Genomic DNA, 21,085 nt, shown 5'->3' with positions numbered 1-21,085 from the left:
CAGCCCCCTGTGCTGCACCCGCCGTTGCTTTTGCAGCCGCTTACGCCGGTGCTGCATCCGCCACTAGAACATGAACTACATCCCACTTTTATATCGCTTTATAATAGCCAGGCTATTCGTGTTTTCTAAATCAGTTAATTAACAAATATAATAATTTTTCAGGCTTTTTTGCGATAAGCCCCAAAACTACCGGGTTTCGTAACAGCTATGGGTCGCATTTGGTGCGACAACAGCAAAAAAATCGTATATGGCGGGCAGGCACTAAAAAGGCTCCGGGTAAGTCCGGGCTGGGAATTAAAGCATAATTTTAGGCGATGCTTCGGAAACTTCTCTCACATGCGGCCATATATGGGCTGGCGGCGCAGGTGCCGCGACTGGCGGGAGTGCTGGCATTGCCCATCATCACCCGCTACCTGACCACCACCGACTATGGCGTTGCCGGTGTGGTGGCCGCCTACGTCAGCGCCCTGGGCATCCTGCAGTCGCTGGGGCTGTCGGTGGTGATGGTGAACAGCTTTGCCCGCTACCCCACGCGCTACAGGTGGGTTTGGCGGCAGTTGCACGGGTTCACGCTGCTGTGGTCGGTGGTATATGGCCTGGTGCTGGGGGCTGTGCTGTACTGGGCCATACCGGACAACGCAGCCGGGAACAGATGGCTTATCGTGGCCCTGTATGCGTTGCCCGCTATGTTTTTCAACGGCGTGGGGCTGTTCGGGGGGCTCTATTTCCAGATGCAGCAGCGGCCCCTTCCTATCGCGCTGAACTCTTTTGTGGCAGGGGCGCTGGTGGTGGCGCTTAACATCTACACCATTGCCCACCTCCGGCTGGGCTATATGGGCTGGTTTTATTCTAATTTTGCGGGAGGGGCGCTGAGCTTTCTCATATATGGCTATATGATGTACCGGCACGAGCAGATGTGGCCCATCCTCAGGTTCAAGTGGCACCGCATCCGGCAGTCGCTTCATGTGTCGCTCCCGGTGGTGCCGCACCATTTCTCGTTCTTCCTGCTGGATACCTCTGACCGCCTGGTGCTGGATGCGCTGCGGGTGCCCGTCTCCCGGATAGGACTCTATAACATCGCCTCCAGCTTCGGGCAATATTTTTCTGCGGCGTCCAGTGCCATTGTGCAGGCGGCGGGGCCGCTTTATATGCGTCTGTACGCGGCTTCCGCAGACCGGGAAGCCGCGCTGCAGGCAAGGCAGCTCACGTTCTCGCTGCAGGTGCTATACCTGGCCGGGACCTCTTTGCTGGGGCTCTGGATGAGGGAGATATTTACGCTGCTGATAAAGAACGAGGAACTACAGGCTGCTTATCCCCTGGCCATCATCATCCTGATGGGTTATAACTATAAACCCATGTACCTGGCGGTCATCAACCAACTGGTGTACCGGGAGAAGTCGAAAGCCCTGTGGAAGATCTCAACCGTGGCAGGCGCCAGCAATGTGGCGCTTAACTTTATCTTTGTGCCGCTGTTCGGCATGGAGGCAGCCGCTTTCACCACATTTGCGGCCCTGATGTACATGGGCTACGCCGGCTACCTACTGAAAGAGTACCGGCAAATCAGGCAGGTGGATTACCTGCCCTGGCTTTGGCTGCCGGTAAACGTAGTGGCCCTGCTGGGGGTTTATTTTCTGGCGGATGTGGATATGATGGTGAAGCTCTCGATAAGTGCTGTTTTAATTATGGCTGTACTATTTTACCTATACAAAAAGAAAAACATAGATTGATATTAGGCCTTTGATGTAAGCTCCGCAACGGCTGAAATACAATGTCCAAATACTGATAGAGAAGGGGTTGCGACTTGTATGTGCAAGACTGATAAGAATGGGCGAAAGGCACTATTCCTCTTCAGCTATGCCTTTGTTCAGTTTCAGCGCATGATAGACCTGTATTCTTATATCTCGGATAAGTCTGATCGGCAGGGGCAACGCATTATGATGCAAAGCAAAGTACTTCACCTGTGCTGCACCAAAGCTGGCGTAGAAATAGTCGATCTGTTCAATGGCAGGGCTTTCAAAATCAAATATACAGGCTGAACCAGCGTGCTGCCGGATTACCTCGTCAAGAATTAATGTCCTCCCATTTAATGTCCGCCCTATCAGGTCCGCGGCATTGAAGGTGTAACTGATTTTGCCTTTATATATAGTGAACAGGCAACCGGCGTTTAGCACACCACCTTTTGAGGTATAGAACAGTTTCCCCAGGCCGTTTGTTATCATTTTTGAATACAGGTCGCGCAACATCTGGTAGGTGGGTTCGGCTACGCCTCCAACTACTTTATGAGCAACGTGCGCTTTAAAGAAATCCAGCATCGGTTCTATGTCGTCACTTTCCGTCATATTTAAACCTGCACGCTTGGCACGCTTCAGATTCATTTTTCTGTCGCGGTTGTAGCCTTTGTATAGGTTGTCATAGGTGCTGCTTAAGTCCAAATAGCGGGTGTGGCGCGAAGAGAGATGGAACCTCGTTGATAGCTGCGCCAGCGCATCTGTGTTGCCTGTGATGAATTTGTAGTTGTGAACAAAGCGGAAATGCCGGACGGTCTCTTTTAGGAACTGCTCTGCTGTTAAAGCGTCTACATGCGGTCTAATAGAAATAATGCCTAACTGCTGGCAAAAATGGGGAGAGCCAAGCCGTGCGAAACCCATCTTGGAGCTACCGGTTAAAGGCATCACAGACATATATATACCATTCTCCTTATCTACCAGGGCATTCCAATTCGGGGAGACGATATCCAGGTACCATGAAAGAACACATATTACCCCTTCCTTGGATGCCTCTATGCAGGCATCCCACTTTTGCTTGTCTATCTGGTGATGGCGGAGGTAATGGATCATAGATTTGTGCTTTGAGTCAGTCTGTACAGAAAGCGCTGATTAGGCACCTTAAGTTACTGCTGTTAGCCGGATTTTAAGATAAAGCCGCAGCTTAAATATATACCAGAGAACATGATAAACCATTACAGCAGTAATATGCTCTTTAATATATAGAACATGCAGTCAACGCTGGTAAAGTGGATTCCTTTTGCCTAGCTTTGTCTTAGTAATCAGGCTGCAGTATATCAACAGATTAGAACAACATGAGTTCATCAGGCAAATGTTTACCAAAAATGCGCTTTCCTGGCAACAGGCATTAACCTGTATATCTATCGGGCGATGAAGCACTTATTCTATATCCATAGCTACATCACGTATTTTGTTGGTTTGGAGGTAATAAAGTACAAGCAGTTAAATCATGCTGATTGTGTCTTTATGTATGGGAGAGGGTTCAGACCTGCAAGGGCGGGAGCTGTGGCTTTAGAAGTAGATCTTCCATTTACGCACTACCCCCAAAGCTCTTTCCCGATGGAGAGGCAGTTTTGGAAGAGCTGGTTTAGACTAACCACCTTCGACAAATACGTACGGGGCCTCACGCAGGATTTAAATTTTCATATATACACGAATCAGACAGGCCTGGATTTTATCAGGCTGTTTATCAGCCACAGGAACTGCCGAGGGTTTTCTTTTATAGAGGAAGGTCTGTATTCCTACTATCCCTTTGATTTTATCAACACGGTGCTTTGCCCCCCTGTTGGAAAACCAAGTTTATTTTACAAACTGCTGATTCTTCTGAACTATGCGGGAAGGCTGGAGCAACAGAAGTATTTCCTGGCTTCGGGCTATGCTGCTGTTTTTGGCATTAGTCCAGAGGCTTTTCCGGGGTTCAGGAACAGGAATATTGTGCCTTTTCCGTTTAAGAAGGTTACGAACGACAGCACTGCCCCTGCTGATGCAGTGTTGGTGCTGGATTCTTTTCTGGATTATGGGGTTATAACCTGGGAACAGTTCGGAAAAGCGCTTGAGGAAATATTCCAGTACCTTCAGGAAGAGGGATACAAGAAACTGCTGATCAGATTTCACCCGAAGCAATACAAGGATTCCGTACAGCTAAGCCGCTCAAAAAATCTCATCGATGAGATTAAAAAGAGCATTACAGTTGTTGAAGTTAGACAAAACCAAAGCCTGGAGGAGTTAGCAGCAGACCCCGATGTTAAAAATCTTAACTTTTATGTGTTTTTAAGCTCTGCTGCACTGTATGCTGCGTTGTGCGGAAGAAAGACATACTCATTCGCGCTGTTTCTTGCCGAAGATGACGCTGCCTATAAGCAGCGTGTTGATGAGGTGCCAAGGATTTTCAAAGATTTGGTACGCTTCATACCCAAGCCCTGACTCATGTGAGTCAGGACTGGATATAAAGTGATAATTTTTACGGCTTCAGCACCACCTTCACACAGTTGTCTTCTTTCTTGTTAAAGATGTCGTAGGCGTGGGAGGCCTGCTCCAGCGGCAGCGTGTGCGTGATAATGTCGTCCAGCACAATTTTGCCTTGGTCCACCCAACTGTACAGCTCGTCCACAAAGAGCTGCACCGGCGCTTGCCCGGCACGGATGGTGAGGCCTTTGTCGAAGACCTGGTACAGCGGGAAGTTGTCGTAAGGTGAGCCATATACCCCCACCACCGACACAATGCCGCCCCGGCGCACCGCGCTGAAACACATCTTGAGCGCGTTAATGGTTCCTTTTTCCATATGCACCACAGACAGGGCACGGTCGAGAATAGACTTGTCGGCCTCCATGCCCACGGCGTCGATGCAGACGTCGGCGCCGCGGCCATCGGTCATGTCGCGGATGGCCTCGATGGGGTCCACGTCTCTCAGGTTGATGGTTTCTGACTTGGCGGAGCGCCGCGCCATATCGAGGCGGTAGTTCTCCAGGTCTACGCCTATCACGCGCTTCGCGCCTTTTATCCAGGCCACTTTCTGCGCCATCAGGCCAACCGGGCCGCACCCGAACACGGCCACCGTCTCGCCGCCTTTCACCTCGCCCCAATGCACCGCCGTGTAGCCAGTCGGAAAGATGTCGGTCAGGAAGAGCACCTGCTCGTCTGTGAACTGGTCGGAGATTTTTACGGGGCCCACATCGGCAAAGGGCACCCGCACATACTCGGCCTGCCCGCCGGCATAGCCGCCATATAGATCCGTGTAGCCATATAGGGCGGCGCCTTTTTCACTCATCAGGCCGCCCTCGGGTCCGTAGTTTTCGGGGTTGGAGTTCTCGCAGTGCGGATAGTGCCCTTGCTGGCAGAAGAAGCAGCTGCCGCAGGAGATAGGGAAGGGCACGATCACGCGGTCGCCCTTTTTAATGTTCCGCACCTGCGCGCCGGTCTCCTCCACCACGCCCATAAACTCGTGGCCCATCACCATGTTTTTCGCCTGCGGAATCATCCCGTTGTAGATGTGCAGATCGGAGCCACAGATGGCGGTGGAGGTAACCCGGACAATGGCATCGCGCGGATCAAGGATTCTGGGGTCCTCCACGTTGTCCACCCGGATGTCTTTCATTTTGTGGAATACTGCTGCTTTCATAGCTATTGCTTTAGTTTGAAGATGCCTTGCCGGCTGCGCTGGCAAAGTGTAGCTACTATAAACGGCGCTCAGGTAAGGCAAGTTATATACCGGCACAGTGGCGGCAGAGGCAACTATCTTTCTGTGGTTAAACGTAGACAGACTACAGCCTTACCGGATACAGCAAGCATGCCCGACTTTCGATTTAACTTTCTCGCGGAAAAAGACCTGCCCCAACTGCACGAGACGTTTCTGCAGGCGTTTGCGGATTACCTGATGCCTGTCCACCTGAGCGCGGAGCAGTTCAGGGCTAAAATCAAGCGGGAGGGAATCGTGCCGTCCTTCTGTGTGGCGGCTTATGTGGGCACCGGGATGGTGGGCTTCGTCCTGACAGGCCTGGGGGAGTGGCAGGGCAGGCCGACGGCCTACAATGCCGGCACGGGCGTGCTGCCGCAGTACAGGGGCTACAACCTGACGCAACAGTTATATGCTTTTATGCTGCCCAAGCTAAGGGAGAGCGGCATGGAGCAGTGCCTGCTGGAGGTGATACGGGAGAACGCCCCCGCGCTGCGGTCTTACAAGGCCATCGGGTTCAGGGTGACGCGCACGCTGGATTTGTTCAGGGCGCAGAAGAGCGAGTTGCTGCTGGGCGTGGCGGAACCGGAGGGTATAACCGTTGCCGCCACCACAAGGCCTGATTGGGAGGCATATAGCCGCTTTAGGGATGCGGAACCATCGTGGCAAAACACGGCGGAGGCCATCCGGAAAAGCCCCGATGAGAAAATAATGCTGGAGGCCCGGGATACGGAGCAGGAAATTGCCGGCTATATCGCTTTCTTTCCCCATACTGGTTCTGTGGCGCAGTTTGCCGTAGACGCCCGCAGACGCGGCAAAGGCATTGGCACGGCCCTGCTGCGCGAGGCGGTGCAACACACTTCGGCTCCCGCGCTCATGTTCGTAAATATTGATCTTGACACCACCTCCCTTGTCTCATACCTCGGGCGGCGCCACTTCAGCCATGTGCTCCGGCAATACGAGATGCTGCTTCCGATCGTCGTATAGGCCGGGCACTTTCTATATACTTTGCGCTCGGGTTATATATAAATTTATATATGCTGCCTGTGCCACAGGCAGGTTCATTTCATGCAGCTCGAATACGCCTGGCTATATATAACCAGTGTGAACCCGGCGAATCTATTTCGTATCTTTGCGCCTCAACTAAACCAACACCTGAGAAATGAACATGGCGTGGGTATACCTGATTCTGGCGGGCATCTGTGAGATTGGCTGGGCCTTCGGGCTGAAGTACAGCGAAGGGTTCACGAAAATAGGCGTGAGCGTGGTAACCGTTATCGTGATGATTCTGAGCTTTGTGCTGCTGGCGCAGGCGATGAAGCACCTGCCGCTGGGCACCGCCTACGGCATCTGGACAGGCATCGGGGCGGCGGGCACGGCCATACTCGGAATGGTGTTTCTCAACGAGCCGCGCGACCTTATCCGGGTCATTTGCCTCCTGCTGATTATAGCGGGTGTGGTGGGGCTGAAGGTGTTTTCCGGGGCAAAGTAACCGTTACTGCCAGTTATATATGTCCACCGCGTCGTCTGTGAAAAGGTACAGGTGGTTATCCCCGGCGAGGGCGGTTATATATAACTTCTGCTCCGGCAGGTCGATGCTTCGCTTTTCGGAGGTATATAAATCATAAAAGTGCAGCTGCCCCTCCTGCACAAAGAACAGCTTGTTTCCCCGGAAGCCGATATGACTGATGCCCTTTAGCGGCATGCTTTTCTTGTAGTTGCCCAGGTTGTCGAACACATAAATGCCGTTGTTGTAGTCCAGCAGGTAGAGCATGTTCTGGTACTCCCGCAACTGCCGCACATCGAAGCGGGCCTTGTCCAGGATAAGGTTGAGGGGTGTTTCCGCGGATACGCTGCGCAGGCGCAGGTCCAGCTTGCTCAAGGTGAGGTTGGTTTCGTCGAAGAGCCAGAAGCCGTCATCGGCAGCGAGCGTGGCAACCTTGGCGATGCCTTGGTAGTTGAGGTCGCGCAGTTCGGTGCTGCTGATAGGGCGCAGGAACCTGTCGAGCAAAAGAAGCGACTGCCGGTCTTCATAAAAAAGCAGGATTTTCATCGGGTTCCAGGCCTCTATGTTGCTGATGCGGCCACGGGTAGGAGGGGAGAAGGTATCCACGGGGCGGCCCACCGAGTCGAGGCGCGCGAGGTTGTGCAGCGGGTCCAGCAGGTATATATAGCCGTTGCGGTCCTGCGAGATAGTGGTTGGGGAACTGATCGGGAAGCTGTGGCTATAGCGCAACTGCTGAGAAAAGGAGGCATACCCGGGAGCCAGAAGCAGCACCAGCAGCAGCAGGTATTTATATGCCTTAGTCTTCAAAGGTCTTCAGTTGTAGCGTGTCGCCGTCATATACGGCGTAGGTGCAAAAATTGACCCACTCCCCCAGGTTCAGGTAGCGGCTGCTGTCGCCGATGGGCAGGTCGAGGGGCAGGTGGCGGTGCCCGAAGATATAATAGTCATGGTGCTGCACTTTCTCCACCTCGCGGCAATACTGGAGCAGCCACTCCTCTTCGCCCATAAAGGCCTCATCTTTCTTGTTGTTGCTGATGCGGCTCCTCCTCGACCACCTGTTCGCCACCCCGATGCCCAGGTTCGGATGCACCCGCCCAAACAGCCACTGGCAGGCCTTGTTGTCAAACACCCGCTTCAGCAGCTTGTAGGTGTGGTCACCGGGGCCGAGGCCGTCGCCGTGTCCTATATAGAATGTTTTGTCTCCAAAAGTAGTGGAAATAGGCTCGCGCAGCACCGGTATATTAAGTTCCGTGGGGAAGTAGTCGAACATCCACATGTCGTGATTGCCCGTGAAGAGCAGCACCGGAATGCCACTGTCCGTCAGCTCGGCCAGCTTGCCCTGCAGCCGCACAAAGCCTTTCGGGATGGTGTGCCTGTACTCAAACCAGAAGTCGAAGATGTCCCCGACAAGCAGCACTGCCGCCGCATCCTGCCGCGCCGTCTCCAGCCACCGCACTATCTTCTGCTCCCTTGCCCTGCTGGTCTCGGCATCGGGCACGCCCAAATGGAAATCAGAGGCAAAGTATACTTTCTTTCCTGGTAAGAGTTCGTTAATGCGGAAGGTCATCAATCAGGAACAGGACTAGCTGCTTCGGGCCGTGGGCACCCATCACCAGCGTCTTCTCAATGTCAGCTGTGCGGCTTGGCCCACTCACCACCGAAACCATGGATGGGAAATTCTCTTTATACTTGTTGCGCAGGCGCTGCAGGGCGTCTTTTATATCCGGCACCAGTTGGCTGCCCTGCGCCACCACCATGTGGGTGGGCGGATAGATGCTCAGCCGGCGGCCTCCGGCGTTTGCCGAACTCACCAGAATGCTGCCCGTGCGGGTGATGAGGGACTCGCAGGTGGTGAGGCTGGCCTCCGCGTCTTGCACAAAAGTTTCGTCATTGTCGCTGAACTCGATGCCCGCATGCGCGAGGGCTGCCTGCAGGTTGCGCTCCCATACGTACAGGTGCTGCAGGTGCTGCTCTTTTTTATATATATAAAGCTGGTCGAAGAAGTCTTCCTGGTTCTCGCAGTAGATGAACACCCCGGCATTGCGGATAAAGTTCTCCGCGAACAGGATGGACATATCCTCGATGGGCACCACCGGGTACAGCGGCGAGGTGAAATCAGGGGTAGGAGGCAGAAAAGGCGCCGACTTAGCCAGCGCCTCTCTTACTCTTCTTAAAACTATTTCTTTTGATTTTGCTTCGTACATGCCTGTTCAGGTCAAGCTCTTCTTGAGTTTACAGAATCGTCCTGCTCCGCGGGGATGTTGCCGTTGCCGTTGAGTGGAGTGCCCGGCACCTGGCCTTCTTCCTGCTCCGGGTGCTGCGTCAAGCCTTGCTCCACGGGAGCGTGCTGCTCCACTTCGCTCAGCGTCTGGCTGCGGTCCGTACCGGCGGTGTGTGCCTGGTAAGCGGTGAGCGCCTCAAACGGACGCGGACCCACCAGGCGCTCCAAATCGCTCTGGAACAGAATTTCCTTCGCCAGCAGCTCCTGGGCTATTACTTCCAACTCCGGACCCTTATCCGTCAGCAGTTGTTTGGTGCGGTCGTAAGCCGCCTGGATGATCACGCGCACTTCCTCGTCTATTGTCTGGGCAGTAGCTTCGGAATAGGGCTTGCTGAAGGTATAGTCGGAGCTTTGCTTCGAGTCATAGAACGACACGTTGCCGATCTTCTTGTTCATGCCGTACATCGTCACGATGCTGTACGCCATTTTCGTGATGCGCTCCAGGTCGCTCAGGGCGCCCGTCGAGATTTTGCCGAACACAAGCTCTTCTGCGGCACGGCCGCCAAGTGCCATGCACATTTCGTCTATCAGCTGCTCAGTCGTATATAAGAACTGCTCTTTCGGAAGATACTGCGCGTAGCCTAATGCCGCCACACCGCGCGGCACGATGCTCACCTTCACCAACGGGTCGGCGTGCTCCAGAAACCAGCCAGCCACTGCGTGACCCGCCTCATGGTACGCCACAATTTTCTTCTCTTCCGGAGATATAATCTTGTTCTTCTTCTCCAGACCGCCAATCACACGGTCAATCGCGTCGTTGAAGTCCTGCTGGTCTACCGCTTTCTTGTTCCGGCGGGCCGCGATAAGGGCCGCCTCGTTACAGACGTTCGCGATTTCGGCGCCCGCAAAGCCCGGGGTCTGGGCGGCAAGTTTCTTTGCGTTCACGTCCGGGGCCAGCGTCAGTGGCTTCAGGTGTACGTTAAAGATCTCGGTGCGGCCGTTAATGTCGGGCTTGTCGATGCTGATCTGGCGGTCGAAACGGCCGGGGCGCAGCAAGGCAGAGTCCAGTGTGTCAGGGCGGTTGGTCGCGGCCAGGATAATCACCCCGGAGTCAGTGGCGAAGCCGTCCATCTCCACCAGCAGGGAGTTCAGGGTGTTCTCCCGCTCGTCGTTGCCGCCGGGCGTCGAGCCGCGGCTGCGGTGGCGGCCAATGGCGTCAATCTCATCGATAAAGATGATACAAGGCGCCTTGGCCTTCGCCTGCTTGAACAGGTCGCGCACACGGGCAGCGCCCACCCCCACAAACATCTCCACGAAGTCGGAGCCGGACAGCGAGAAGAACGGTACGTCCGCCTCACCCGCCACGGCTTTCGCCAGAAGGGTTTTTCCTGTACCCGGAGGGCCCACCAGCAACGCGCCTTTCGGTATTTTACCGCCGAGTATGGTGAACTTAGATGGCGTCTTCAGGAACTCCACGATCTCCTGCACCTCCTCCTTTGCCTCTTCCAGGCCCGCCACGTCCTTAAACGTGATCTTTACCTTGTTCTCCGCATCAAAAAGGGCCGCCTTCGACTTGCCGATGTTGAATATCTGGCCTCCTGCGCCACCCGTGGTGACACGGCGCATCAGGAACCAGAAGCCGAACACCAGCAGAATCAGGAAGCCCCACTGCAGGAAGAAGTCGGCAAAGCTGGAGCGGGTATCCAGGGTGTAGCCCACCCGCTGGTCTTTCGGGACGTTCTCCTGCATCTTCTCCAGGTCTTCCTTAAAGGTTTCAGCAGAGATAATCTGGAAGTGGTAATGCGGTCCCTGCTCTATCCCTCCGAGGGCATCCTGGTTGTTCAGCTCCGTCTTGTACTTGTCGTTCTGCAGCGCCTCTTCCTTCAGGGTCACCTCCACGGTCTTCCCGTTCACGATGGTCAGCTTCTTCACGTCGCCGCTCAGCAGCATCTCCTCAAACTCCTGTTGGGTGGTTTCTACGGTGGAGTTGCTCTTGTTCAGGTAAGTCAGCCCGAAGATCAGCAGAATGAGCACCGCCAGCATCCACAACTGCATGGTGGGCCGTGGCGGCGTGTTCGGGATCATCGGCTTTTTCTTCTTGTTGTTGCCTTTGTTATTATTTTCTGCCATTGATGTTTAAATTCAGATACATGAGAAACACAGGCCTGCACGAAATGTTCGGGTGCGGCCATAAATGTTTGTTATGACGCTACGTGCTCTATTTTGGCGTCGCCCCAAAGCTCCTCCAACGCATAAAACTCGCGCTTGTCTTTCAGGAAAATGTGCGCCACTACGTTTACGTAGTCCAGCAGCACCCACTCGTTGTTGGTGCGGCCCTCGCTTTGCCACGGGTTCTGCCGCACTGATTTGAAGACCTCCTCTTCGATGGAGGTGGCGATGGCGTCTATCTGCGTGTCGGAGTTGGCGGATGCTATGACGAAGTAGTCGGATACAGCGTTTTTAAGCGATTTGAGGTTGATCACAACAATATCGGTCGCTTTCTTTTCCTGCATTCCCTTTACCACTAGCTCTGCCAATATGTCTGAAGTAGCCTCAACCTTGGTTTCTTTCATTTGTGCTCTTTAAATTTGGTCTACAAAAGTACTAATTTTACGCGTATATATGTTGCCTCATACACTGTTTGTAGGCCAGCAGCTTTATTTTCTGCCAGTTTGCGGGTCTACCAACGCAGAAGCTCACCTGCTCCTTATCAAAAACGAGGCCACAGAGGGCTGCACCATTGTGGCCGGCCACCAGACCCAGGGGCGTGGGCAGCGCGGCAATACATGGGAGGCCGAGCCGGGAAAAAACGTGACCCTCTCTGTGATCCTGTTCCCCTCGTTCCTGGCCGCCCGGCGGCAGTTTTACCTCAACATGGCGGTGTCGCTGGCAGCGCTCGACCTGCTCCGTGAGCAGGGCCTGACGGGGGCGCAGGTCAAGTGGCCAAACGATTTATATTTTCAAGATAAGAAACTCGGCGGGATTCTGATAGAAAATTCTGTCAACGGTCATAGGCTACAACACAGCATCGTCGGGATTGGTTTAAATGTGAACCAGTTACGGTTCGAGAGCCCCACGGCCACTTCGATGGCCTGCGCGGCGGGCGCTGCCCTGGAGGTGGAGACTGTGACGGTGCGGCTGCTGGAGTTGCTGGAAAAGCGCTACCTGCAGCTGCGCAGTGGCCAGGCCAGCGAGTTGCGGCACGCCTACCTGCAGGCACTTTACCGCTATCAGGAGGTGCATGCCTACAGCATCGACGGCCGGCAGGTGCGGGCCCAGCTAGTGGGCGTGGACGAGGAAGGCCGCCTGGCGCTGGAAATCGGGAACAGGCTGCGGTACTTCGGCTTCAAGGAAGTCAGCTATATCCTCTGACCGGGTGCTTTTGGTCCAGCCCCGGGCTTTCCGAGCCAGTTTTATATATGGCCTGAGTTATATATAAGCTGCCTGAGAGAGCCAAACCAGTGAAGAAGCGGGCTTCAGTCCGCGGTTCAGCTGCTTCTAAGCGGACTGAAGCCCGCTTAGAAGCAGCTGAAACAATCGTTCCCTGTAAAGTTACATAGGCTTTTGTGCCCGGGTTATATATGGCCGCCCGCTTACAGGTACGGGTGCGGTGACGTTCCTTGCCCGCGGGCGCTGTGCTTTTTTATTTATAAAGAATGCAAGTCCGCCAGAAAAAGGCATGGTAGTTGATGATCCTGAAAGGGGGGCGGGGGCGCTTAACGGTAGAAACTGGCTGTTAGTATGGCGGGATGACAGATATTTAAAATAACGTGCGGGGTTTTAAGTTAATTTAGGCTATATTTGGAGTACGTGGGTCTTATCTTCGACGGTTTATAAAAGCGAGCTATACATGAGAATTTTTACAAGAGCAATATTAGTAGTGACACTTATCGCCACGCACCTGCTGAGTTTTGCGGCAACCGGCGTGAACGGGAGCGTGGCTCCGGCAAGTAATGGCGGAGGCACCATCTGGAAGCTTATGACGGAGAAGGGCGGCGGACAGCTGGTTGTTTCTGCGAATAACTCCCGACCGGCCTTTGTAGCGAATCCACAGAAGCACACCTGCTCCAGGCTATATGCATCTGCCGTAAGCCAGGCGTTTCATGTGGTGGAGGCAAAATCAGATAAGGCGGCATATGCCCGCATCACCCTGGCTACGCTGGCTCCGGGGCGTGAAATCAAGCCGGTGCCTTCCATCAACGCGTACCCTAACCCGTCGCGCGGCATCACGCGCCTGGCGCTCAGCCTGCCCGGCGACAACAGCTACAAGATCCGCATCTCCAACACCATTGGCCGCGTGATCAGGGTGCATGAGCTGGCGCCAGCCGAAACCATGGAAGTAGAGCTGGACCTGAGCAGCTATCCCTCCGGCGTGTATTTTTACAGCCTGCTGGTGAACGACAAAACGGTGGAGACAAAGCGCCTGGTGCTCCAAAAGTAAGGCTGCTCTGATCCGCAATGAATATATAAGCCGACCAACTGGTCGGCTTTTTCTTTATAAACATCTAATTATTACGCAGCCGCTTTACATTATTTATTATTTTCGGGGCTGAATCAATTACCGTTATGACGAATTATCGGAAGATAAACAACATCGTGGGCTGGGTCGTTTTCTTTATCGCGACGCTAACCTATGTTCTCACGCTCGAGCCGACGGCCAGCTTCTGGGATGCCGGCGAATTTATCGCCAGTTCCTATAAGCTTTTGGTGCCGCACCCGCCCGGGGCTCCTTTCTACCTGCTGGTGGGCCGCCTGTTCTCCATGTTCGCCTCCGAGCCGTCGCAGGTGGCCTGGTGGGTGAACCTGCTTTCGGCGCTTTGCAGTTCCTTCACGGTGCTGTTCCTGTTCTGGACCATCACCATACTGGCGCGCAGGCTGCTGGTCAGGGAGGGGGCGGAGCCGACAACAGGCAACGTGCTGCTGATTATGGGCAGCGGCGCCGTGGGAGCGCTGGCCTACACTTTCTCCGACTCGGCCTGGTTTTCGGCTGTGGAGGCGGAGGTATATGCCATGTCCTCCTTTTTCACCGCCATCGTGTTCTGGGCCATGCTGCGCTGGGAGGCGAAGGTGGGGGAGGCCCACTCTGATAAGTGGCTGATCCTGATCGCTTACCTGGTGGGGCTCTCCATCGGGGCGCACCTGCTCAACCTGGTCACCATCCCCGCGCTGGCATTCATCTATTACTTCCGCCTCTACAAGCCCACTTTCTGGGGAGGCGTCATCGCCTTTGCCATCAGCGCCGTCATCGTGATGGCCATTCTCTGGGGCATTATTCCGGGCCTTCCGACGCTGGCGGGTAACTTCGAGGTGTTTTTCGTGAACTCCTTCGGGCTGCCGTTCGGCTCCGGGCTCATCATTTTTGTAATCCTGCTGGTGGGGCTGATCATCTTTGGCCTGCGCTACTCTATCAAACACAGCAACCGCATCCTCAACACGGCCCTGCTCTCCTTTGTGTTCGTGCTGATTGGCTACTCATCCTATATGATGATCCCGATCCGATCCTCCTACGACCCGACCATCGACGAGAACGACCCGGACGATATCCTCTCGTTTGTGTCGTACCTCAAGCGCGAGCAGTACGGCGACCGGCCGCTGCTATATGGCCCGCAGTACAACGCCCAGCCGATTGCGCAGGAAGAGGGCGAGCCGCGCTACATCCGGGGCGAAGACCGCTATATACCCACCAGCCCCAAGATCGAACCCATATATGACAGCAAAGACAAAACCCTGCTGCCGCGCATCTACAGCGACCAGTCGCAGCATATAGACGCCTATAAAAAGTGGGTGGACCTGCGCGAAGGCCAGGCGCCGACGTTTGGGCAAAACCTGAGTTTCCTGATGCGCTACCAGTTGGGGTTCATGTACTGGCGCTACTTCCTCTGGAACTTCGTGGGGCGAGAGAGCGATGTGCAGAATGCCGGGGTGCTGTGGTTCCCAAATAATGACTCCAGCATACCGGAACGTGTGCTCGAGAGCGAGGCCCGCAACTACTTTTTCCTGCTGCCGCTGCTCATCGGCGTGCTGGGGCTTATATACCAGGTGCGGAAGGCGGAGCGCGACGCTTTTGTGATCGGCCTGCTGTTCTTCTTCACGGGCATCGCCATTGCCCTCTACCTGAACCAGCCCCCCGTGGAGCCGCGGGAGCGCGATTATACCTTCGCCGGTTCGTTCTACGCCTTCAGTATCTGGATTGGCCTGGGCGTGATGGGGCTGGCTGACCTGCTGGGGAGGTTCCTCCAAAACAAGCAGGCGCGGGCGGTCACAGCCACCGTCATCGGCTTGGCCGTGCCGGCCATCATGGCTGCCGAGGGATGGGACGACCACGACCGGTCCGGCCGCTACCACTCCGTGGACTCTGCCAAGAACCTGCTTGATTCCGTAGCCCCGAATGCTATCCTGTTCACGAACGGCGACAACGACACGTTCCCGCTGTGGTATGCGCAGGAAGTGGAGGGCTACCGCACCGACGTGCGGGTGGCCGTACTCAGTTATCTGAACACGGACTGGTACATTGAGCAGATGAAGCGCCCGTCTTATGAGTCGGCGCCCTGGCCGCTGACGCTGGAGATGAAGAACTACCGCCAGGGCACCAACGACTATCTGCCCTATGTGGAGCGCCCGCAGGTGGCCTCTGGCATCGACCTCGACCAGTACATCGACCTCGTGAAGCAAAACCACCCGGCCCTGCAGGTGGAGTATGGCCAGGGCACCACGCTGCTCACCATGCCCACCAAAATATTTAGCCTGAACGTAGACCCGGAAAAAGTGCGGGAAATGGGCTTTGTGGCCGACGAGAAGGAAGACGAGATTGTGAGCCGCATGCAGTGGACCATCAACAAGTCGCTGCTGGAGAAGAAGCACCTGGTGATGCTGGACCTGCTGGCCACCAACGACTGGGAGCGGCCAATCTACTTCTCCACCACCGTCAACAGCGCCGACTTCATGGGGCTCTCCGACTATTTCCAGCTAGAGGGCCTGGCCTACAGGGTGGTGCCTGTCAAGTCAACGGATCCGGAGGAGGCGGGCTTCGTGAACAAGGAGGTGATGTATGAGAACATGATGAAGGAGTTCGAGTTCCGCAATTTCGATGACCCCGACATCTTCTACGACGAGAACTACTACCGCTTCTCGGCCAACGCCCGCGACAAGTTCGCCCGCCTGGCAGAGGCTTACCTGGAAGATGGCAACACCGCTAAAGCAAAAGAGGTTGTAGATTACGCCTTCAAGGTATTGCCGGGCAGCACTGTGCCCTACGACTACTACACGCCGCAGTTCATCCCTATATATGACGCCCTGGGAGAGCCTGAGAAGGCTGAGCAACTGCTGAACGAGATGGCGCAGGACTCGCAGAAGGCCCTTGACTACTACTTTGCCAAGGGTGCCCTGTTCGACACCGAGATACAGACAAACATGGTGGTGCTGCAGCAACTGATTGGCGCTGCCGAGAGCCTCGGTCTGCAGGACCGCGCAGCGCAGTTGCAGCAGCAGTTTATGCAGTACCTGCAGCGCATGCGCCGCTAAACAAAACCGCTGCAGATGCAGTAAAAAAGGCCGGATAGTAGTACTACTGTCCGGCCTTTCTGATTGATGCTGGTACCTCATATATAACCGGAAATGAAAAACACCGCTGCGCTCCTCCTTTTGCTGTTGCTGATGACAGGATGCGGTGGCGGGCTGCCGCCCGAGAGGCTACAGCCCGTTGTCGTGAAGCAGGAGTCGCCGGAGATGATGATGCAGCACAGCTATTACGCCAGCAACGACAGCCTGCACCTGATCCTGCGGATTGAGGATGCACGACAGGTGCTGGACCCCCTGCAGGCCGCCACCTCCTATGAGTACGCCATAAGGGCAGGGGGCTCAGAGAAAGACGCGGTGGTGGCCAGCGACTCCGTGGACATGCCCAAAAGAAAAATAACAGATAAGGAAGGGGAAGTGACGGTGGAGGTGGCGCTGCCGGCGCAGGTGGTACAGGATGGCCATGTGCTGCACTTCCGGCTGTGGCAGCAGTTGATGGGGCAGGAACTGATGGAAACGAAGTTCAGACTGCCCCTGCACAGCAGCATGCTGCAGAAGAACTACCTGCTGGTAAACGCCACCACCGGCCAGCCGCTGCTGCAGAACTACGCCACCACGTCCGATAGATTACGGGTGCAGCATTTCGGGGCAGATTCAGGTACGGTAACGGTGCAGCGCTTCGAGCCCGACTTTATGCCCGCCGCACCGCCGATGTCCATGCGGGCCCCTGCGGGCCCGCGCACGCTCTCCGCAACCGACACGTATACCATCGGGGCCGCGGACACTGTGGCGCTGCGGCAGGAGGGGATATACCTCCTGGACCCAAACACAGCCTTTGCCAGGGGCCTGCTGGTGATGCCGAACCGTTTCCCGCTGATAACGCGGCCACAGGAAATGCTGCAGCCCCTCGTGTACCTGACTACCTCAGAGGAGCGGAAGGCGCTTTCGGAGGCGAAAAATGCCAAGGCCGCTATGGACAGGTTTTGGCTGCAGTTGGGCGGCAGCAAGGCCGAAGCGCGCGCCCTCATCCGGGAGTTTTATAAGCGCGTGGAACTGGCGAACAGGCGCTTCTCCTCGCACAAGGCGGGCTGGTCCACCGACAGGGGCATGATTTACATCGTCTTCGGGCAGCCCAGCCAGGTTACTGAAAACGGCTCTGATATCACCTGGATATACCGCGACGCGGCGGAGCGGCCCTATATCAAATTCGTTTTTACCAAAAAAGAGAATACCTTTACCCGAAATCATTATGAGCTGATACGGCGGCGCGAGTACGGCGACAGTTGGTACAGCGCAGTAGCAAAATGGAGAGCAGGCAGAATAAGTACATAGGCAACCGCCCCGGTGGCCCCAGGACATCAAGGGACGATAAAAGTGAGATGATTTTCGGGACCCGCCCCATCCTGGAGGCGCTGTCGGCCGGAAAAGAGCTGGAGAAGATTTTCCTGCAGCGCGGGGCCAGGAACCCGGCCACCGACGAGATTGTGCAGCTGGCGAAGCGGTTTGAGGTGCCGGTGGTAACCGTGCCGCTGGAGAAACTCAACAACCTCACGCGCAAGAACCATCAGGGCGCCGTGGCCCTTATTTCGCCCATCTCCTATGTGCCGCTGCAGGAAACTGTGACGGCGCTGTTTGAACAGGGCAAGAACCCCCTGCTGCTGATCCTGGACCGGGTGACGGACGTGCGGAACTTCGGCTCCATCGCCCGTAACGCCGAGTGCATGGGCGTGCACGCCATCGTGATCCCGAGCCGCGGCGGCGCCCAGATAAACGCGGATGCCGTGAAGACCTCCGCCGGGGCACTGCACCTCATGCCGGTGTGCCGCGAGCCGAACCTGAAAGACACCATCGACTATCTAAAGGAGTCGGGCTTCCAGGTGGTGGCCTGTACCGAGAAAACAGAGCAGAACCTGACGGATGCGGAATTAGATATGGTAGGCCCGACCGCCATCATCATGGGCAGCGAGGAGGACGGTATATCGCCGGAGTACCTGAAACGCGCCGATGCAAGGGTGCGCATCCCGCTGATGGGCCAGATCGGGTCGCTCAATGTATCCGTGGCAACCGGCATCATCCTGTACGAAGCCATGAAGCAGCGCCTCCATGACAGCAGCAGCAACACCAGCCACTGAAGCCGGTAACAGCGTAAGTTATATATAAAAGGATCGTAACAGAAGAAGGGCAAGGGGCAAAGTGCTATCATGATTAAGCACCTTGCCGCTTGCCCTTCTTCCTTTGTCAAAGCAGGCGGTTGTTTCCGTTTAAAACCAGTTGCCTATATATAATCCGGCCCTTTTTTGGACTTGGCGTCGGCCATAAAGTCCTTCACTTTCTGCTCTTCGCCCTTCTTACAGATCATCAGCACATTGTCATACTCGGCCACGATGTAATCCTCCAGGCCCTGCAGCACCACCAGTCTTTCCTTTGGCGTTTTCACGATGCAGTTTTTGGTGTCATACAGCATCACCTCGCCGTCCACCACGTTGCCGTTCGCGTCTTTCTCGTTGATGGTGTAGAGCGAGTTCCAGGTGCCCAGGTCAGACCACCCGATGTCGGCCAGCAGCACAAACACGTTGTCCACCTTCTCCATAATGCCGTAGTCGATGGACACGTTACGGCAGTGCGAGTAGGCTCTCGTAATAAAGTTCTGCTCCTCCGGCGTGTTCATGGCCAAAGTGCCCTCCTCGAAAATCTCGCTTATTTCGGGCAATTGCTGGCGGAATGCCCGCAGAATGCTCTGCACGTTCCAGATAAAGATACCCGAGTTCCAGACAAAATCGCCGCTGTCCAGGAACATCTGGGCCAGTTCGAGGTTCGGCTTCTCAGTAAAGGTCTTCACCTTTTTGATGCGCTGCGCATCGTCGTTGATGTACTGTATATAGCCGTAGCCGGTGTCGGGGCGGCTTGGCGTGATGCCCAGCGTAATCAGCACATCATCCTGGGCGGCGGCCTCCACGGCTTCCTTGATCACGCTGGTGAACTCGTTCTGCTTCAGCACCACGTGGTCGGAGGGCGTCACCACCAGGTTGGCGTTGGGGTTTAGCTGCGCGATTTTGTAGGAGGCGTAGGCGATGCAGGGGGCGGTGTTGCGGCCGATAGGCTCCAGCAAGACCTGGTTTTCGCTGAGGTCCGGTAACTGCTGCTGCACCAGGCCTTTGTAGTCCTTGTTCGTCACCACAAACACGTTCTCGACCGGGCATATGTCCCGGAAGCGGTTCATGGTCATCTGCAGCATGCTTTCGCCTGTGCCCAGCACATCGTGGAACTGTTTCGGGTAATTGGTGCGGCTGAAGGGCCAGAAGCGGCTTCCGATGCCGCCCGCCATAATGACCACGTAAGTGTCGTTTCTCATATCTATATAAGTCCTTCCTTTAATAAGTCGTGCAGGTGTACAAAGCCCCCAAATTTACCTGAATTTGTCACAATCAGCTGTGTTATGCTTTTATGCTGCATGAGGGCCAGGGCTTCCACGGCATAGGCCGACGCCTCGATGGTGAGCGGGGCCGGTGTCATGATGTCGGTGGCGGTGATGCCTTCAACCGAGTCGTACTTGTTGAGCATGCGCCGCAGGTCGCCGTCCGTGATGATGCCGACCAGTTCTTCCGTATCTGCTGCCAAAACGGCGGTGGCCCCCAGCCGCTTGGAGGAAATCTCAATGATAATCTCTTTCAGCCTGGCGTTCTCCGATACGTGCGGCGCCTCGTGCTGGGTATATAAATCGCCCACTTTCAGGTAGAGGCGCTTGCCCAGCGAGCCGCCCGGGTGCAGGTGCGCAAAGTCGTCGCTGCTGAACCCCCTGGCCTCGAGCAGGCATATGGCCAGCGCATCGCCGAGGGCAAGGGCCGCCGTGGTGCTGGTGGTGGGGGCCAGGTTAAAGGGGCAGGCCTCGCGCTCCACATGGGCGTTCAAAACATAGTCGGCGCACTTGGCGAGGTAAGAGTCGGTGCTGGAGACCAGGGCGGCCAGTTTGGAGTCTTTGCGCTTCAGCAGCGGCACCAGCACCTTTATCTCCGGGGTGTTGCCGCTTTTGGAGATGCAGATAACGAAGTCGTCCTGCTGAATCATGCCCAGATCGCCGTGTATGGCATCGGCGGCGTGCATAAAGAGGGCGGGCGTACCCGTGGAGTTCAGCGTGGCTACTATCTTCTGGGCGATGTTCGCGCTCTTGCCGATGCCCGTCACCACCACGCGCCCTTTGATGGAAAGGATGGCCTTGACACACTCCTCAAACCCTTCGTCAATGAATTCTGCCAGCCTGGCGATTGCCTCTGCCTCAAGTTGTAAGACTTTTTTTGCGGTGAGGGTTATTTTATGTGAGAGATTCAAATTAAATTTGTATAGTATACTCTAAGGGAGTACGTTGCTGCCTGATTAATTTTAGTACG

18 protein-coding genes are annotated in these 21,085 nt (G+C 55.4%); 9 read left to right on the top strand and 9 right to left on the bottom strand.

Going from position 1 to position 21,085, the window contains the following annotated elements; all coding sequences use genetic code 11:
• Nucleotides 1-314: 314 nt before the first annotated feature.
• Nucleotides 315-1,727, top strand: coding sequence for a lipopolysaccharide biosynthesis protein (locus tag GSQ62_RS07545; protein WP_161888943.1), 1,413 nt, complete (start codon nt 315-317; stop codon nt 1,725-1,727).
• 111 nt (nt 1,728-1,838) lie between these two features.
• On the opposite strand, the gene GSQ62_RS07540 is transcribed toward GSQ62_RS07545, so the two are convergent.
• Nucleotides 1,839-2,837 carry a hypothetical protein gene (locus GSQ62_RS07540; protein WP_161888942.1) on the bottom strand — a complete coding sequence of 333 codons (999 nt, stop codon included), beginning with the start codon at nt 2,835-2,837 and terminating at the stop codon, nt 1,839-1,841.
• Nucleotides 2,838-3,155: 318 nt separating this feature from the next.
• Between GSQ62_RS07540 and GSQ62_RS07535 the strand changes: the two genes are divergently transcribed.
• Nucleotides 3,156-4,208 carry a polysialyltransferase family glycosyltransferase gene (locus tag GSQ62_RS07535; RefSeq protein WP_161888941.1) on the top strand — a complete coding sequence of 351 codons (1,053 nt, stop codon included), beginning with the start codon at nt 3,156-3,158 and terminating at the stop codon, nt 4,206-4,208.
• A gap of 37 nt (nt 4,209-4,245) precedes the next feature.
• Here GSQ62_RS07535 and GSQ62_RS07530 read toward each other — a convergent pair whose 3' ends face one another.
• A complete protein-coding gene (locus tag GSQ62_RS07530) occupies nt 4,246-5,403 on the bottom strand; it encodes a zinc-dependent alcohol dehydrogenase (RefSeq protein WP_161888940.1) in 1,158 nt (385 codons plus the stop codon).
• Between the two features lie 168 nt (nt 5,404-5,571).
• On the opposite strand from GSQ62_RS07530, the gene GSQ62_RS07525 reads away from it, so the two are divergent.
• Both GSQ62_RS07525 and GSQ62_RS07520 read left to right on the top strand, forming a co-directional pair.
• Entirely contained in the window at nt 5,572-6,444 is an 873-nt protein-coding gene (locus GSQ62_RS07525; protein ID WP_161888939.1) for a GNAT family N-acetyltransferase, read from the top strand.
• A 181-nt stretch (nt 6,445-6,625) separates the two neighbouring features.
• The gene (locus tag GSQ62_RS07520) at nt 6,626-6,949 is read left to right on the top strand and encodes a DMT family transporter (protein ID WP_161888938.1); all 324 of its coding nucleotides are present in this window, start codon (nt 6,626-6,628) and stop codon (nt 6,947-6,949) included.
• 3 nt (nt 6,950-6,952) lie between these two features.
• Here the strand turns inward: GSQ62_RS07520 and GSQ62_RS07515 are convergent, their stop codons facing one another.
• From GSQ62_RS07515 to rsfS, 5 genes are all read right to left on the bottom strand, one after another.
• On the bottom strand, nt 6,953-7,771 hold the full coding sequence (locus tag GSQ62_RS07515) for a hypothetical protein (protein WP_237587058.1): 819 nt from the start codon (nt 7,769-7,771) through the stop codon (nt 6,953-6,955).
• A complete protein-coding gene (locus GSQ62_RS07510) occupies nt 7,761-8,531 on the bottom strand; it encodes a UDP-2,3-diacylglucosamine diphosphatase (RefSeq protein ID WP_161888937.1) in 771 nt (256 codons plus the stop codon). The genes GSQ62_RS07515 and GSQ62_RS07510 overlap by 11 nt, the downstream gene beginning before the upstream one ends.
• Entirely contained in the window at nt 8,515-9,168 is a 654-nt protein-coding gene (locus GSQ62_RS07505; RefSeq protein ID WP_161888936.1) for a LutC/YkgG family protein, read from the bottom strand. Before GSQ62_RS07505 ends, GSQ62_RS07510 begins: the two co-directional genes overlap by 17 nt.
• Before the next feature lie 11 nt (nt 9,169-9,179).
• On the bottom strand, nt 9,180-11,315 hold the full coding sequence (gene ftsH, locus GSQ62_RS07500) for an ATP-dependent zinc metalloprotease FtsH (protein ID WP_161888935.1): 2,136 nt from the start codon (nt 11,313-11,315) through the stop codon (nt 9,180-9,182).
• 71 nt (nt 11,316-11,386) lie between these two features.
• The gene (rsfS, locus tag GSQ62_RS07495) at nt 11,387-11,758 is read right to left on the bottom strand and encodes a ribosome silencing factor (RefSeq protein ID WP_161888934.1); all 372 of its coding nucleotides are present in this window, start codon (nt 11,756-11,758) and stop codon (nt 11,387-11,389) included.
• A 49-nt stretch (nt 11,759-11,807) separates the two neighbouring features.
• Here rsfS and GSQ62_RS07490 point away from each other — a divergent pair, with 49 nt between their 5' ends.
• From GSQ62_RS07490 to rlmB, 5 genes are all read left to right on the top strand, one after another.
• On the top strand, nt 11,808-12,557 hold the full coding sequence (locus tag GSQ62_RS07490; RefSeq protein WP_161888933.1) for a biotin--[acetyl-CoA-carboxylase] ligase: 750 nt from the start codon (nt 11,808-11,810) through the stop codon (nt 12,555-12,557).
• Nucleotides 12,558-13,035: 478 nt separating this feature from the next.
• Nucleotides 13,036-13,626, top strand: a complete 591-nt coding sequence (locus GSQ62_RS07485) for a T9SS type A sorting domain-containing protein (RefSeq protein ID WP_161888932.1) — start codon at nt 13,036-13,038, stop codon at nt 13,624-13,626.
• Nucleotides 13,627-13,751: 125 nt separating this feature from the next.
• Nucleotides 13,752-16,706, top strand: coding sequence for a glycosyltransferase family 117 protein (locus GSQ62_RS07480; RefSeq protein WP_161888931.1), 2,955 nt, complete (start codon nt 13,752-13,754; stop codon nt 16,704-16,706).
• A gap of 93 nt (nt 16,707-16,799) precedes the next feature.
• Entirely contained in the window at nt 16,800-18,032 is a 1,233-nt protein-coding gene (locus tag GSQ62_RS07475; RefSeq protein WP_161888930.1) for a GWxTD domain-containing protein, read from the top strand.
• The gene (gene rlmB / locus GSQ62_RS07470; RefSeq protein WP_161888929.1) at nt 18,005-18,832 is read left to right on the top strand and encodes a 23S rRNA (guanosine(2251)-2'-O)-methyltransferase RlmB; all 828 of its coding nucleotides are present in this window, start codon (nt 18,005-18,007) and stop codon (nt 18,830-18,832) included. Before GSQ62_RS07475 ends, rlmB begins: the two co-directional genes overlap by 28 nt.
• Nucleotides 18,833-18,975: 143 nt before the next feature.
• On the opposite strand, the gene GSQ62_RS07465 is transcribed toward rlmB, so the two are convergent.
• Nucleotides 18,976-20,052 (bottom strand): mannose-1-phosphate guanylyltransferase, encoded by a 1,077-nt coding sequence (locus tag GSQ62_RS07465; RefSeq protein ID WP_161888928.1) that lies wholly within the window; start codon nt 20,050-20,052, stop codon nt 18,976-18,978.
• 2 nt (nt 20,053-20,054) lie between these two features.
• A complete protein-coding gene (locus GSQ62_RS07460; protein ID WP_161888927.1) occupies nt 20,055-21,026 on the bottom strand; it encodes a KpsF/GutQ family sugar-phosphate isomerase in 972 nt (323 codons plus the stop codon).
• Nucleotides 21,027-21,085: the final 59 nt, after the last annotated feature.

The sequence above is a fragment of the Pontibacter russatus genome (assembly GCF_009931655.1).
GTDB lineage: Bacteria > Bacteroidota > Bacteroidia > Cytophagales > Hymenobacteraceae > Pontibacter > Pontibacter russatus.
Note: the sequence above shows the minus strand (reverse complement) of the source record. Positions and strands in the feature narration are given on the sequence as shown.